Annotated in this window: 12 protein-coding genes; 9 read left to right on the top strand and 3 right to left on the bottom strand. The window is 71.3% G+C overall.

Annotation, left to right across the window (positions count from 1 at the left end):
• Nucleotides 1-124: 124 nt before the first annotated feature.
• The 3 genes from AOM09_RS13730 to AOM09_RS13720 are packed head-to-tail and all read left to right on the top strand — an operon-like array spanning nucleotide 125 to nucleotide 3,155.
• Nucleotides 125-583: a GbsR/MarR family transcriptional regulator gene (locus AOM09_RS13730; protein WP_169747668.1), complete on the top strand. Its 459-nt coding sequence runs from the start codon at nucleotides 125-127 to the stop codon at nucleotides 581-583.
• Entirely contained in the window at nucleotides 580-1,500 is a 921-nt protein-coding gene (locus AOM09_RS13725) for an ABC transporter ATP-binding protein (RefSeq protein WP_062389688.1), read from the top strand. Before AOM09_RS13730 ends, AOM09_RS13725 begins: the two co-directional genes overlap by 4 nt.
• A complete protein-coding gene (locus AOM09_RS13720) occupies nucleotides 1,500-3,155 on the top strand; it encodes a DUF2705 family protein (RefSeq protein ID WP_062389685.1) in 1,656 nt (551 codons plus the stop codon). Before AOM09_RS13725 ends, AOM09_RS13720 begins: the two co-directional genes overlap by 1 nt.
• Before the next feature lie 2 nt (nucleotides 3,156-3,157).
• Here the strand turns inward: AOM09_RS13720 and AOM09_RS13715 are convergent, their stop codons facing one another.
• Nucleotides 3,158-3,616, bottom strand: coding sequence for a GNAT family N-acetyltransferase (locus tag AOM09_RS13715; RefSeq protein WP_062389681.1), 459 nt, complete (start codon nucleotides 3,614-3,616; stop codon nucleotides 3,158-3,160).
• A gap of 128 nt (nucleotides 3,617-3,744) precedes the next feature.
• Between AOM09_RS13715 and AOM09_RS13710 the strand changes: the two genes are divergently transcribed.
• The gene (locus AOM09_RS13710) at nucleotides 3,745-4,542 is read left to right on the top strand and encodes a phosphatase PAP2 family protein (protein WP_062389678.1); all 798 of its coding nucleotides are present in this window, start codon (nucleotides 3,745-3,747) and stop codon (nucleotides 4,540-4,542) included.
• Between the two features lie 201 nt (nucleotides 4,543-4,743).
• Here AOM09_RS13710 and AOM09_RS13705 read toward each other — a convergent pair whose 3' ends face one another.
• The gene (locus AOM09_RS13705; RefSeq protein WP_156162386.1) at nucleotides 4,744-5,133 is read right to left on the bottom strand and encodes a cupredoxin domain-containing protein; all 390 of its coding nucleotides are present in this window, start codon (nucleotides 5,131-5,133) and stop codon (nucleotides 4,744-4,746) included.
• A 214-nt stretch (nucleotides 5,134-5,347) separates the two neighbouring features.
• Between AOM09_RS13705 and AOM09_RS13700 the strand changes: the two genes are divergently transcribed.
• The 4 genes from AOM09_RS13700 (at nucleotide 5,348) to AOM09_RS13685 (ending at nucleotide 10,831) form a co-directional block, all read left to right on the top strand.
• Nucleotides 5,348-6,994 (top strand): ABC transporter substrate-binding protein, encoded by a 1,647-nt coding sequence (locus AOM09_RS13700; RefSeq protein WP_062389672.1) that lies wholly within the window; start codon nucleotides 5,348-5,350, stop codon nucleotides 6,992-6,994.
• A gap of 93 nt (nucleotides 6,995-7,087) precedes the next feature.
• Nucleotides 7,088-8,182 carry an ABC transporter permease gene (locus tag AOM09_RS13695; protein ID WP_062389669.1) on the top strand — a complete coding sequence of 365 codons (1,095 nt, stop codon included), beginning with the start codon at nucleotides 7,088-7,090 and terminating at the stop codon, nucleotides 8,180-8,182.
• A gap of 1 nt (nucleotide 8,183) precedes the next feature.
• Nucleotides 8,184-9,173, top strand: coding sequence for an ABC transporter permease (locus AOM09_RS13690; protein WP_062389666.1), 990 nt, complete (start codon nucleotides 8,184-8,186; stop codon nucleotides 9,171-9,173).
• Nucleotides 9,170-10,831, top strand: a complete 1,662-nt coding sequence (locus tag AOM09_RS13685; RefSeq protein WP_062389663.1) for an ABC transporter ATP-binding protein — start codon at nucleotides 9,170-9,172, stop codon at nucleotides 10,829-10,831. Before AOM09_RS13690 ends, AOM09_RS13685 begins: the two co-directional genes overlap by 4 nt.
• A gap of 71 nt (nucleotides 10,832-10,902) precedes the next feature.
• Here AOM09_RS13685 and acs read toward each other — a convergent pair whose 3' ends face one another.
• Nucleotides 10,903-12,891, bottom strand: a complete 1,989-nt coding sequence (gene acs, locus AOM09_RS13680) for an acetate--CoA ligase (RefSeq protein ID WP_062389660.1) — start codon at nucleotides 12,889-12,891, stop codon at nucleotides 10,903-10,905.
• 128 nt (nucleotides 12,892-13,019) lie between these two features.
• Between acs and AOM09_RS15020 the strand changes: the two genes are divergently transcribed.
• On the top strand, nucleotides 13,020-13,295 hold the full coding sequence (locus AOM09_RS15020; RefSeq protein WP_156162385.1) for a hypothetical protein: 276 nt from the start codon (nucleotides 13,020-13,022) through the stop codon (nucleotides 13,293-13,295).
• Nucleotides 13,296-13,423 lie beyond the last annotated feature (128 nt).

The following is a 13,423-nucleotide window of genomic DNA, read 5'->3' as shown; positions in this document are numbered from 1 at the left end:
CTTCCACGGGCCGGGGGCGGTCGCTACCCCGTTCCGCGGGCGCCGGCGCGGGGACGATGCGCGGGGCGGCGGCGCATGCCGCCTTGCGCCTTTCAATAGATTCAGGCATGGTTGAAATATGCCGATGACGGACGAGCAGCACGCCTACGTGGACAGGGTCGCGACCTTCTTCACGATGTTCGGCTCCGCGCGCGCGTGGGCCGAGATCCTGGGCTGGCTGATGATCTGCGAGCCGGCCGAGCGCACGCAGGCCGAGATCGCCGAGGACCTGGGCCTCAGCGCCGGCACCGTGTCGACGCAGCTGCGCACGCACGTCCAGCTCGGGATGGTCGAGCAGGTGCGCGTGCGCGGCGACCGCACCCAGCGCTACCGCCTGCGCTCCGGGGCGTGGTTCGAGGTGATGGCGTCCGAGCTGGGACGCATCCAGGCGATGGGGGAGATCGCGCGGGCGGCCGCGCCGGTGCTGCCCGAGGACAGGCCCGAACGGGTGACCGAGCTCGGCGACCTCGCCGACTTCTTCGCACGCGAATGGCCGCCGCTCATGGAACGCATGTCAGCACAGCTGAGGAAGGGACCAGCATGACCACCACCCCCGCGATCGAGACCGTCGGCCTCACCAAGCGCTTCGGCGACTTCACCGCCGTCCAGGACGTGTCGCTCCAGATCGGCCCCGGCGAGATCTTCGGCTTCCTCGGGCCCAACGGCGCGGGCAAGTCGACCACCATCAGGTGCCTGCTCGACCTCATCCGCCCCTCCGAGGGCGACTGCCGCATCGTCGGCCTGGACTCGCGCAGGGACGCGGTCGAGATCCGCCGCCACCTCGGCTTCCTGCCCTCGGACCTCGCGCTCTACCCGAACCTCACGGGCCGCGAGACGCTCGAGTTCCTCGCGAACCTGCGCGGCGGCGTCGACTGGGCGTGGGTCGATGCGCTCGCGGACCGCTTCGACGCGGACCTCGGCAGGAAGGTCGGCGAGCTGTCGAGCGGCAACCGCCAGAAGGTGGGCCTCATCCAGGCCTTCATGAACCGTCCCGAGGTGGTCATCCTCGACGAGCCGATCACGGGGCTCGACCCGCTGGTCCAGCTCGAGTTCCACACCCTCATGCGCGAGCACGTGGCGGAGGGGAGCACGGTGTTCCTGTCGAGCCACACCCTGTCCGAGGTCGAGCGCGTCGCCGACCGCGTGGGCTTCATCCGCCGTGGCCACCTCATCGCGGTCGAGCGCATGAGCGAGCTGCTCGACAAGGCGCTGCGCCGCGTCACGCTCGAGTTCGCCGCGCCCGTCGCGGCGAGCGCGTTCGACGCGGTGGAGGGCGTCCACGGGGTCACCGCCGACGGGAACCGGGTCACCGCATCGTACGAAGGCTCGATGGGGCCGCTGCTGCGCGCGGCGACGGCGCACGAGGTCCTCTCGCTCGAGTCGTCGTCGGTCGACCTCGACGAGATCTTCCTCGAGTTCTACCGCGACGAGGTCTCCGAGGCGGAGGCGGGGGTCGCCTGATGCTCCAGACCCTCTACCTCAAGTCCCTCCGCGACCGCGGCACCTCCGCGCTCATCGGGGTCTCCTCGCTGTGGCTCGTCGCCGTGTTTGGCATGTGGGCCTACGCGGGTCTCGGGGACGATGCGGTGGCGTTCTTCGACGACATGCCCGCCCTGTACACGGACCTGGTGGGGATCAACGGCGACGCGGGCGTCGCCGGGCTCATGCTCAGCATGATGTTCAACTTCATCGGCCCGTTCGTGGTCGCGGGCATCGCGGTGTCCATGGGCGCCGCCGCGCTCGCGGGCGAGGAGAACGACGGCACGATGAATGTGCTCACCACCGCGCCCCGCTCCCGCACGCGCGTGCTCGCCTCGAAGGGTCTCGCGGCGCTCACCATCGCGCTCGTGGTGAACCTGCTCGCGTGGGCCGGCTACCTGCTGGCGATCCTCGCGTTCGGGGAGTCCGCCTCCGGCGTGAACATCGGCGCGGCGACGCTCCACGTGACCGCCGTGGCGCTGCTGTACGGCGCGGTGGCCTTCGCGCTCGGCGCCGCGACCGGTCATCAGCGCCTCGCGTCCGGGGTGGCCACGGCGTTCCTGGTGCTCTCCTTCTTCGCGTCGGGCCTGCTGCCGATGATCGACGGCGGCGAGGACTGGGCGAAGATCTTCCCCTGGTACTACATCAACGCCGCGAACCCGCTGGTCGACGGGGCCGACTGGGCCCAGGTGCTCGTGCTGCTCGGGATCGCCGCCGCGCTCGTGGTCGTGGGATGGGCCGCCTACGTCCGCCGCGACCTGGTCTCCGGCGCCGCATCCGTGCCGCTCCTCGCGCGCTTCCAGGAGGACGAGCGCCTCGCCCGCGTGGTCGCGCTGCTCCAGGGGCGCTCGAGCACCCGCGGCATCGTCGGGAAGGCGATGAGCGAGAGCCGCGCGATCCTCACCATCGCCGGCGGCGGCATCTTCTTCATGACGGCGCTCATGGGGCCGATGTTCACCCTCGTCTCCGACTTCGTCGGCGAGTTCGCGGACGCCTTCCCCGACACCATCATGGCGATGGTGGGCTTCGCCGACTACTCGCGACCCGAGGGCTGGTACCACGGCGAGATGCTGTCGATCACGGTGCCCGTCGCGGTGGCCGTGGCGGCGATCTCGGCGGGCGCGGCGCTCGCGGGGGAGGAGCGCCGGCGCACCATCGCGGTGCTGCTCGGCTCGCCGTTGTCCCGCGCGGTGGTCGCGTGGCGTCGGGCGCTCGCGATGCTCGCGGCCGCGGCCGTGATCGCGGTCGCCGTGACGGCGGGCATCTCGCTGGGCAACTGGATCGCCGGCCTCGGCATGTCCTACCCGCACATCCTCGCGACCGGGGTGCTCGTGTGGGGGCTCGGCGCCGTCTTCGGCGCCGCCGCCTTCCTCGGCGGCGCGCTCACCGGCGCGCCGCGCATCGCGGTCGGGGCGGGCACCGGCGTCGCGGTCGTCGGCTGGGCGCTCACGGCCTTCGCCGCGGTGAACGATGCGCTGGTCCCCCTCGCGCATGCGTCGCCGTACTACTACTACACGTGGGGTTTCCCGCTGGACAACGGCCTGTCCTGGTACGAGCCGGTGGTGCTGTTCGGCGCGGCGGGCGTGATGGTCGCGGCAGGCGTGGCGGCGTACGTGAGGCGCGACCTCAAGGGCTGAGCTCAGATCTCCCTGGTGTAGAAGACCGAGTTCGGGTCGAGCGTGTACGCGCCGAACGGCGGGCACTCCAGGAAGCCGTGGCGCTCGTAGAGCCGGCGTGCCGGGGCGAAGTGGGGCTCGGTCCCGGTCTCGAGGCTCACGCGGGAGCATCCGGCGTCACGCGCGGACTCGACGAGCGCGGCGAGCACCGTCGCGGCCACGCCGCGGCCGCGCGCCTGCGCCGTGGTGCGCATCGACTTGATCTCGGCGTGACCGTCGCCGAGCGCGACCGTCGCGCCGACGCCCAGCAGGTCCCCCGCATCGTCCCGCGCGGCGAGGAAGGTGACGTGAGGACGCCGCAGGGCCGTCACGTCGAGCGCGTGGACGGACTCCGCGGGAGACGTCGCGTGCATCTCGGCCAGGTGCTCCGCGAGCAGCGCGAGGATGTCCGGGGTGGTCGGGTCGGCCGGGGCGATCTGCATGGCGGCATCCTGCCACCTTCGCGTCGACGCGCGGTCGCCCGTCGCATCGTCCCCGGTCCTCGCGCGCTTCGGCGCGCGGCGGCGCGTGCCGCATCGTCCGCGCCGTGGGCGTCCCTAGGGTGGGCCGCATGACCAGCCGCATGCGTGCCTCCGACGCCGCCCTCGCGCTCTGGCCCGCTGTGCTGCTCGTGGCGCTAGGGACGGTGGGCTTCTTCGGCCTACTCGACTGGGTGGGCGAGCAGGAGGACCTCGCGCTGATCGACCAGCCGCTCGTCGAGCTGCTCGCGCAGCATCGCACCGACGCGTGGGACGGCTTCTTCGGCGCGGTGTCGTTCGTCTTCGGCCCGACGGTGCTGCCGGTGATCGTCGCCGCCGTGGCCCTGGTGTGGTGGCGGGTGTCGCGGTCGTGGTGGGAGCCGGCGCTGCTCACGGGCGCGATGGTGCTGTCGACGGGGTTGACGGTGGTGCTCAAGGCGGCGGTGGGGCGGGACCGGCCCGCGGACCTGCTCGCGGTGACGCCCGGCGCCGACACGTCGGGCTCGTTCCCGTCGGGTCACACCGTCGGCGCGGCCACGCTCGTGCTGGTCGTCGGCTATCTCCTGTGGCACGAGGACGCCGAGGCCTCGTGGGCGCTCGCGGGCTGGGTGGTCGTGTCGGCGGCGATCATCGCGGCGGTCGGGGCGAGCAGGCTGTACCTGGGCGCTCACTTCCTCACCGATGTGCTCGCCGGGCTGTGCGTCGCGATCGCGGTGCTCGGTGTCGTCGTGGGCGCGGAGCGGTGGCACGACCTCTGGATCGAGCGGCAGGACCCTCCGGCACGGCCGGAGGCGCTCGCCGTCACGGCGGAGGATCTCGCGTGGGTGCGCGGCAACGGGGACGATGCGGGGGCCGACGACGAGGCGGAGGTCGGGTCCGAAGGGCCCTGAAGACGAAGGTGCCCCGGGAGGTCGGCTGCGCTGGGGGGCACCGCGGCCGCCCCTCCCGGGGACGTCTTCGGCGATCCGGGCGGCCATGCCTGCCCGTCGCCTGGTTCAGTGTAGGGCCTCGGGGTGCGCGCGGCAATGAGATTCGCCGCGTTTTTTCGGCGCGCGTCGATCGGGCGCTGGGATCGGTCACAGCACGGCGTTCTACGAGACGGTGAACTCGACCTCCATGCCCTGCGCCCGATGGTTGCCGACCGAGCAGTACAGCGTGTACGTCCCCGGTTCCAGGGTCACCTCGAACGAATCGGACTCCCCCGCCTCGATGACGGCCGTCGCGCCGCCGGGGTCGCCCTCGAGCACGAGGTCGTGGGCCATGGTGCCGTCGTTGCTGAGGACCAGCTCGATGGTCCCCGCGGGCACGGTGGTCGAGTCGAGCGCATAGGCGTACTCGGTCGCAGAGACGTTCAGCACCGCATCCGCGCTCGGCTGCTCGCCCACGTCCGGGGCCTCCTCGCCGCCGCCGCACGCGCCGAGCAGCATCGCGAGGGCGAGGGCCGCGACGGCGAGCGTCGCGCGGCCGGTGAGATCGCGCACGGTGGCCTCCTGACGCTCCACGGTACGTCTCCCGACGGGAGCGTGACCGTAACGATTCGGTCACGTCAGGCGGGACTTCCGACCTGCAAAGTTTCAGGAATGTAAAACATCTAGCACCGGTGTCTTCCGGCCGCATCGCCCGTGCCAGGATCCTTTGCCACGACCGATGCGCGCACAGCCGCCGGTCTTCTCTCACTCAAGGAGGGCAACACCCATGCGGAACCAGTCCCACCTGCGTCGCGCGGCGGTCGTCGCCGGCTTCGCGGCCTCGGCGCTGACGCTCGCCGCCTGCTCCGGCGGCGACTCCGACGCCGACGCGAGCGGCTCGGCCGGCACCGGCGACACCGGCAGCGGCGAGCCGATCATCGTCGGCACCACCGACAAGGTCACCACGCTCGACCCGGCCGGCTCGTACGACAACGGCTCGCTCGCGGTCCAGACCCAGGTCTTCCCGTACCTGGTCAACACGGACTACAACAGCACCGACGTGGTGCCCGACCTCGCGGAGACCGCCGAGTTCACCTCGCCGACCGAGTACACGGTCACGCTTCCCGAGGGCCTGACGTGGGCGAACGGCAACGCGCTCACCTCCTCGGACGTCAAGTTCTCCTTCGACCGCAACCTCGCGATCGCGGACCCCAACGGTGCGTCCAGCCTGCTGTACAACCTCGACAGCGTCGAGACGCCGGACGAGACCACCGTGGTCTTCCACCTCAAGACGGCGGACGACCAGGTCTTCCCGTTCATCCTCACGAGCTTCCCCGGCGCGATCGTCGACGAGGAGGTGTTCGCCGCCGACGCGATCACCCCTGACGCCGACATCGTCGCGGCCAACGCCTTCGGCGGTCCGTACACGATCACCGCGTACGACTTCAACAAGACCGTCGAGTTCACGCCGAACGAGGCGTACCAGGGGCTGCTCGCGGCGCCGGCCAACGGCGGTGTGATCCTCAGCTACTTCGCCGAGTCGTCGAACCTCAAGCTCGCCGTCCAGGAGGGTGACGTCGACGTGGCGTACCGCTCGCTGTCGGCGACCGACGTCGAGGACCTGTCGGGCAACGACGCGGTCCAGGTCATCAACGGCCCCGGCGGCGAGATCCGCTACATCGTGTTCAACTTCGACACGCAGCCCTACGGCGCGGCGACCCCGGAGGCCGACGAGGCCAAGGCGCTCGCGGTCCGTCAGGCCGTCGCCGACCTGGTCGACCGCGACGCGATCTCGGAGCAGGTCTACAAGGGCACCTACACCCCGCTGTACTCCTACGTCCCCGAGGGCTTCGCGGGTGCCACCGAGTCGCTCAAGGACCTGTACGGCGACGGCGCGGGCGCGCCCGACGCGGACAAGGCGGCCCAGACGCTCGCCGACGCCGGCGTCGAGACCCCCGTCAAGCTGAGCCTGCAGTACAACCCCGACCACTACGGCCCGTCGTCCGGCGACGAGTACGCGCTGGTCAAGTCGCAGCTCGAGGCGACCGGCCTGTTCGAGGTCGACCTCAAGTCGACCGAGTGGGTCCAGTACTCCGAGGACCGCACCGCCGACGTGTACCCGGCTTACCAGCTCGGCTGGTTCCCGGACTACTCGGACGCGGACAACTACCTCACGCCGTTCTTCCTCACGGAGAACTTCCTGGGCAACCACTACTCGAACCCGGACGTCGACGAGATGATCCTCAACCAGGCCGTCACGACGGACCCGGCCGAGCGCACCGCGCTCATCGAGCAGATCCAGGACACCGTCGCGGGTGACCTCTCGACCCTGCCGCTGCTGCAGGGCGCGCAGGTCGCGGTCGCCGGCACCGGCATCGAGGGCGTCACGCTCGACGCCTCGTTCAAGTTCCGCTTCGCCCCTGTGACGAAGTAGGACGCCACGCCGATGGGGCAGCCGGATCCCCGGCTGCCCCATCGGCCTGTCCGTTCCATCCCGGGAGCCCGCTCCCGGAAAAGTGAGGTACCCATGTCGACGACGCCTGACGTCGCCGCGGCCGCCGTCTCGGAGCCGCCCCCCGCACTCGCACCCCAGGCCGCCCGCGGCGGAGGATTCGGACGCTACGTCCTGGTGCGGCTGCTGCTCATGATCCCGACGGTGCTGATCCTCGTGACGCTCGTCTTCTTCCTCATCCGCCTCACCGGTGACCCCATCACCGCCGCGCTCGGAGGCAGGCTCCCGGCCGATCAGCTCGCGGAGCGCATCCACGAGGCCGGCTACGACCGTCCGCTGCTCGTGCAGTACCTCGAGTACCTCGGGCAGATCCTCAGGTTCGACTTCGGCAGCACCATCACCGACAACCAGCCGGTCATGACGGTGCTGGCCGAGTACGGCGCCGCCACGCTGGAGCTCGTGACCTACGCGCTCGTCGTCGCGTTCCTCATCGGCATCCCCTTCGGCCTCGTCGCCGCCGCGAACCGCGACCGCTGGCCCGACGCCGCGCTCCGTGTGGGCGCGATCTTCTTCTACGCGACGCCCGTGTTCTTCGCCGGGCTCGTCGCCAAGCTGGTGTTCTCGGTGTGGCTCGGCTGGTTCCCGGTCTCGGGCCGCGCGGGCGTGCGCACGGAGCTCGCGCTCGGGCGTGACGGCGGCACCGGCATCTACCTCATCGACGCGATCCGCAGCGGTAACAGCGACTACGTGTGGGACGTCCTGTCGCACGCGGTGCTCCCCGCGATGACCCTGGGTCTGCTGACGGCCGGCATCTTCCTCCGGCTGGTGCGCACCAACGTCATCGGCACGCACAACATGCCGTACATCGACGCGGCCCGCTCGCGAGGCGTGAGCGAGTCGCGCCTGATCCGCACCCACGCCTACCGGCCGGCGCTCATCCCGATCATCACCGTGGTCGGCCTGCAGATCGCCCTCATGCTGGGCGGCGCGGTGCTGACGGAGACCACGTTCGAGTGGCAGGGGCTGGGCTTCCAGCTCGCGAAGTACCTGCAGGCGCGGGACTTCGTCGCCGTCCAGGGCATCGTCGCCCTCATCGCCATCATCGTCGCGGTCGCCAACTTCATCGTCGATATCATCGCGGCCCTGATCGACCCGCGGGTGAGGTACTGAGATGACCAAGCCTCGGCTCCTCGACCGGCTGCCGGTCGTCCATCAGCTGCGCCAGGCCGTCGGCCTCCAGCGCGGCATGCTCGTCGCGGGCCTCGTGCTCACCGGCGCCTTCGTGGTCCTCGCGCTCCTCGCGCCGGTGCTCGCGCCGTACGGCTACTCCCAGCTCGCGGACGATGCGGGCAACTTCGGCGCGCAGCAGCCTCCGTCGGCCGAGCATTGGCTCGGCACCACCGTCGGCGGCTACGACGTGCTCTCGCGCGTGATCTGGGGCGCGCGGACCGCGCTGCTCGTCATCATCGTCGCCGTCCTGCTGTCCGTGTTCGTCGGCATCCTGCTCGGCCTGGTGTCCGGGTACCTCGGCGGCTGGGTGGACCGGGTGCTCGTCGTGGTCGCCGACGCTATCTACGCGTTCCCGACGCTCCTGCTCGCCATCGTCGCCGCGATCGCCATCTCCGGCGGTCAGTCGGGCATGTGGTCGGGCGTCTTCGCGGCCGCGATCTCGATCACGGTGGTCTTCATCCCGCAGTACTTCCGCGTGGTCCGCGCCGAGGTGGTGAGGGTCAAGTCCGAGGCCTTCATCGAGTCGGCCCAGGTCATCGGCGCCTCCACGTGGCGCATCATGTTCCGCCACGTCCTGCGCAACTCGACCCGCACGCTGCCGGTCATCGTGACGCTCAATGCGGCCGAGGCCGTGCTGACTCTCGCCGCGCTCGGCTTCCTCGGCCTCGGCATCGAGCCGACGTCGGCCGCCGAGTGGGGCTTCGACCTCAACAAGTCGATCAGCGACGTCGCCGCCGGGATCTGGTGGACGGCGGTGCCGCCGGGCGTCGCGATCATCCTCGCCGTGCTCGGCATCACGCTGATCGGGGAGAGCATGAACGACCTCGCCGACCCGCGCCTGCGCGCGCGCCGCCGCGGCAAGGGTACGCCGGCCGATGCGGTGGCGCAGTCCGAGCCGGTGGCCCGCGAAGAGATGGGAGAGGTCCAGTGACGACGACCCCGAACGAGAACGCGGTCGAGATCCGCGACCTCAACGTCACCTTCGCGACCGACGGCGGCGACGTCCACGCGGTCCGTGGCGTGAGCCTCGACGTGCGCCCCGGCGAGGTGCTCGCGATCGTCGGCGAGTCCGGCAGCGGCAAGACCGTGACGGCACGCACCATCCTGGGCCTGCTCGCGTCGACGGCCGTCACCAGCGGCGCCGTGGTGGTCTCCGGCACCGATGTGGTCGGGCTCGACGCGGCCTCGCTGCGGCGGCTGCGCGGTGAGAAGGCGGCGATGATCTTCCAGGAGCCGTCGATGGCGCTGAACCCCGTGTTCAGCGTCGGGTGGCAGCTCGCGGAGGGCCTGCGGGCCCACGGCCGCATCTCCAAGGCGGAGGCCAAGGCGAAGGCGGTCGACATGCTGCGCCGCGTCGGCATCCCCGACCCCGAGCGCCGCGTCAACGACTACCCGCACCAGTTCTCGGGCGGCCAGAAGCAGCGCATCGTCATCGCGATGGCCCTCGCGCTCGAGCCGACCGTCATCATCGCCGACGAGCCCACCACGGCGCTCGACGTGACGGTGCAGGCGGAGATCCTCGAGCTCCTGCGTCGCCTGCGCGACGAGGAGGGCACTGCGATCGTGCTCATCACCCACAACATGGGCGTGGTGGCGGACCTCGCCGACCGCGTCGCGGTGATGCTGCAGGGCGAGCTGGTCGAGACCGCTCCGGTGGCCGACATCTTCGCCTCGCCGCAGCACGAGTACACGCGCAGCCTGCTGGCCGCCGTGCCGCGCCTCGAGGCGGCCGACCGTCACCGTCCCGTCGCGGCGCCGACCGCGGCGCCGCTCGTGGTCGCCGAGGACCTCATCATCGAGTACCCGGGCCGCTTCGGCCGCCGCTCGACGTTCCGCGCGGTGCACGAGGTGAGCTTCACGATCGCGCCGGGCGAGGTGCTCGGGCTGGTGGGCGAGTCGGGGTCCGGCAAGTCGACCATCGGCCGCGCGATCGCGGGCCTCACGCCCGTGGCGGGCGGTTCGCTCCAGGTGCTCGGCACCGAGATGCGCGGGGTGAAGGAGCGCGATTTCCGCCCGAAGCGACGCGACATCGGCTTCGTCTTCCAGGACCCGGCGACCAGCTTCAACCCGCTGCTCACCATCGCGGACAACGTGGCCGAGCCGCTCATCGTGCATGGGCAGGCCCGGCACGCGGGCGACGCGAGGGAGAAGGTCGACTCGCTGTTGGAGGCCGTGCAGCTGCCCGCCGGCTTCGGCGACCGGTACCCGCACGAGCTGTCGGGCGGTCAGCGCCAGCGCGCCTCGCTCGCGCGCGCGCTCGCGCTCGACCCCAAGCTGCTCATCGCCGACGAGCCCACGAGCGCGCTCGACGTGTCCGTCCAGGCGCGCGTGCTCGAGCTGTTCGTGGAGCTTCAGGAGCGCTTCGGCTTCGCGACGCTGTTCATCAGCCACGACCTCGCGGTGGTGGACATGCTCGCCGACCGCATCGGCGTGCTGCACCGTGGCCGGCTGGTCGAGGAGGGCACGGGCGCCGAGGTGCTCGGCGCCCCCCAGGACCCCTACACGCAGCGCCTGCTGGCGTCCCTGCCCGTGCCGGACCCGGTCGAGCAGGCGAGGCGTCGCGAGGAGTGGGGCCGCCTCAGCGCCTAGCAGGTCGGGACGCTCGGTCCTCCGCGCGTTCCGACGCGTCGGGAGGACCGAGCGTCCCGGACCCGGTGGCCTCAGTCCCCGGTGCCCGCGTCCAGGCCCACGCGGATCGCGTCCATCACCGTCGGATCCGCGAGCGTGGTGACGTCCCCGGTCGGGCGGTTCTCGGCGACGTCCCGCAGCAGCCGGCGCATGATCTTGCCCGAGCGCGTCTTGGGCACCTCCGACACCACGAGGATGGTGCGCGGCTTCGCGAGCGCGCCGATTTGGCGGCGCACGTGCTCACGGAGCGCGGCCGCGACCTCGTCGCCATCGGTCGGCACGCCGTGGGCGTCCGAACGCACGATGACGAAGGCCACCACGGCCTGGCCCGTCACCTCGTCGGCGGCGCCCACCACGGCGGCCTCCGCGACCCACGGGTGCGAGACCAGCGAGTGCTCGATCTCGGTGGTGGTGAGGCGGTGGCCGGAGACGTTCATGACGTCGTCGACCCGCCCGAGCAGCCACAGGTCGCCGTCGACGTCCTTCTTGGCGCCGTCGCCCGCGAAGTACATCCCGTCGAAGTGGTTCCAGTACGTCGACACGTACCGGTGCCGGTCGCCCCAGATCCCGCGCAGCATCGACGGCCACGGCTCGGTGGCGACCAGGTACCCGCCCTCGCCGTTCGCGACCGGACGTCCCGCATCGTCCACCACGTCCATGCACACGCCCGGCATGGGCGTCATGGCGGAGCCCGGCTTGGTGGCCGTGACGCCGGGCAGCGGCGAGATCATGATCGCGCCGGTCTCCGTCTGCCACCACGTGTCCACGATGGGGCACCGGTCCCCGCCGATCACCCGGCGGTACCACATCCACGCCTCCGGGTTGATGGGCTCCCCGACACTGCCGAGCAGCCGCAGCGAGCTCAGGTCGTACTGCTGCGGGATCGCCTCGCCCCACTTCATGAACGTGCGGATCGCCGTCGGAGCGGTGTAGAGGATGGTGACCTTGTACTGCTCGACGATCTCCCACCACCGGCCCTCGTGCGGGGTGTTGGGGGTGCCCTCGTAGAGCACCTGGGTGGCGCCGTTGATCATCGGCCCGTAGACGATGTACGAGTGGCCCGTGATCCAGCCCACGTCCGCGGTGCACCAGTAGACGTCGGTCTCGGGCTTGAGGTCGAAGACGAGGCGGTGGGTGTGGGCGGCGCCCGTGAGGTAGCCGCCGGTCGAGTGCCACAGGCCCTTCGGCGTGCCTGTGGTGCCCGACGTGTAGAGGATGAACAGCGGGTGCTCGGCCTCGACCCAGACCGGTTCGTGCGCCGCGGGCTGCGGGTCCACCGCATCGTGCCACCAGACGTCGCGCCCCTCGGTCCACGCGGTGTGCTGACCGGTGCGGCGCACCACGAGGACGTGCTCGACCGAGGCGGCCGGACCCTGGCCCTCCGGGCCGGCGAGCGCATCGTCCACCAAGGGCTTGAGCGCGAGGTGAGCGCCGCGGCGGTTGCCGCCGTCCGCGGTGATGACGAGCTTGGCCTCGGCGTCGTCGATGCGCTGGCGCAGGCTCTCGGCGGAGAAGCCGCCGAACACGACCGAGTGGATGGCGCCGATGCGCGCGCACGCGAGCATGGCGACCACGGCCTCGGGGATCTGCGGGAGGTAGATCGCGACCCGGTCCCCGGTGGTGACGCCGAGCGAGAGCAGGCCGTTCGCCGCCTTCTGGACGCGCTCATGCATGTCGGCGTACGTGAGCGTCGCGGTGTCGCCGGGCTCGCCGACGAAGTGGAAGGCGACGCGGTCGCCGCGGCCCTCACGGACGTGGCGGTCGACGGCGTTGTCGCACGCGTTGAGCGTGCCGTCGTGGAACCAGCGCGCGACGGGGGCGTCGGACCAGTCGAGGATCTCGGTGAAGGGCTCGCGCCAGGCGAGCCGCAGGGCCGCCTCGCGCCAGTACTGCAGCCGGTCGACGCCGGCCTTCTTGTACTCGTAGGAGGTCGCGTTCGCATGGGCCGCGAAGCTCGCGTGCGGCCGGAACGATCGGGTCTCGGTGTGCAGGTTCTCGAGGGTATGGGCGACGTTGTCCATGCGCGCCACCCTAGGACCAAGGTCCCGACGCTGGGAAGGCTTTGTTAGGCGGCCTGGTAGATGCCCGGATGGGGGACGATGCGGGGCTATCGCGCGCGCTCGTGGCGGCCGCGTGCGAGCCTGGGTGGATGAGTGGAGCAGAAGGTTTCGACTACCGCACCCGTACCAACGGCGAGGTGCACATCTTCCACCACGGCAAGCTCGCGAAGATGCTGCGCGAGGCGCCCGCGGAGGACTTCCTCGCGGCGGTCAAGGGCGGCGACGCGCAGGCCGTGATGGCGGCCGCGGTGGGCAACGACGGGCACGGCGGCGGGGTGCACGGCTCCTCGTCGGGGCCGGGCACGCACCTGCACGGCAACGGCGCGGCCCACGGCCACCAGGAGTTCCGGCGCAAGAGCGGCTGAGGCCCGCGTCTCCTCGCTGACGCTGGCGCCTCCGCCGCTGACACTGGCAACGGAATCGGCGGCGACACGCCGCCGATTCAGCCGTGTGAACGTGTCCAGCCCGGGGTGTCGGCTCGAGATCCGTTGCC

The organism is Demequina iriomotensis, from assembly GCF_000971395.1.
Taxonomy (GTDB): Bacteria; Actinomycetota; Actinomycetes; order Actinomycetales; family Demequinaceae; genus Demequina; species Demequina iriomotensis.
The sequence above is the reverse complement of the archived record's forward strand: the minus strand, read 5'-3'. Positions and strand labels throughout refer to the sequence as shown.

What these genes read in the sequence shown, in the direction of transcription:
- AOM09_RS13730 (WP_169747668.1), top strand. Translation starts at nt 125, where the DNA reads ATGACGGACGAGCAGCACGCCTACGTGGACAGGGTCGCGACCTTCTTC.
- AOM09_RS15020 (WP_156162385.1), top strand. Translation starts at nt 13,020, where the DNA reads ATGAGTGGAGCAGAAGGTTTCGACTACCGCACCCGTACCAACGGCGAG.
- acs (WP_062389660.1), bottom strand. Translation starts at nt 12,891, where the DNA reads ATGGACAACGTCGCCCATACCCTCGAGAACCTGCACACCGAGACCCGA.
- AOM09_RS13715 (WP_062389681.1), bottom strand. Translation starts at nt 3,616, where the DNA reads ATGCAGATCGCCCCGGCCGACCCGACCACCCCGGACATCCTCGCGCTG.
- AOM09_RS13720 (WP_062389685.1), top strand. Translation starts at nt 1,500, where the DNA reads ATGCTCCAGACCCTCTACCTCAAGTCCCTCCGCGACCGCGGCACCTCC.
- AOM09_RS13700 (WP_062389672.1), top strand. Translation starts at nt 5,348, where the DNA reads ATGCGGAACCAGTCCCACCTGCGTCGCGCGGCGGTCGTCGCCGGCTTC.
- AOM09_RS13710 (WP_062389678.1), top strand. Translation starts at nt 3,745, where the DNA reads ATGACCAGCCGCATGCGTGCCTCCGACGCCGCCCTCGCGCTCTGGCCC.
- AOM09_RS13690 (WP_062389666.1), top strand. Translation starts at nt 8,184, where the DNA reads ATGACCAAGCCTCGGCTCCTCGACCGGCTGCCGGTCGTCCATCAGCTG.
- AOM09_RS13725 (WP_062389688.1), top strand. Translation starts at nt 580, where the DNA reads ATGACCACCACCCCCGCGATCGAGACCGTCGGCCTCACCAAGCGCTTC.
- AOM09_RS13695 (WP_062389669.1), top strand. Translation starts at nt 7,088, where the DNA reads ATGTCGACGACGCCTGACGTCGCCGCGGCCGCCGTCTCGGAGCCGCCC.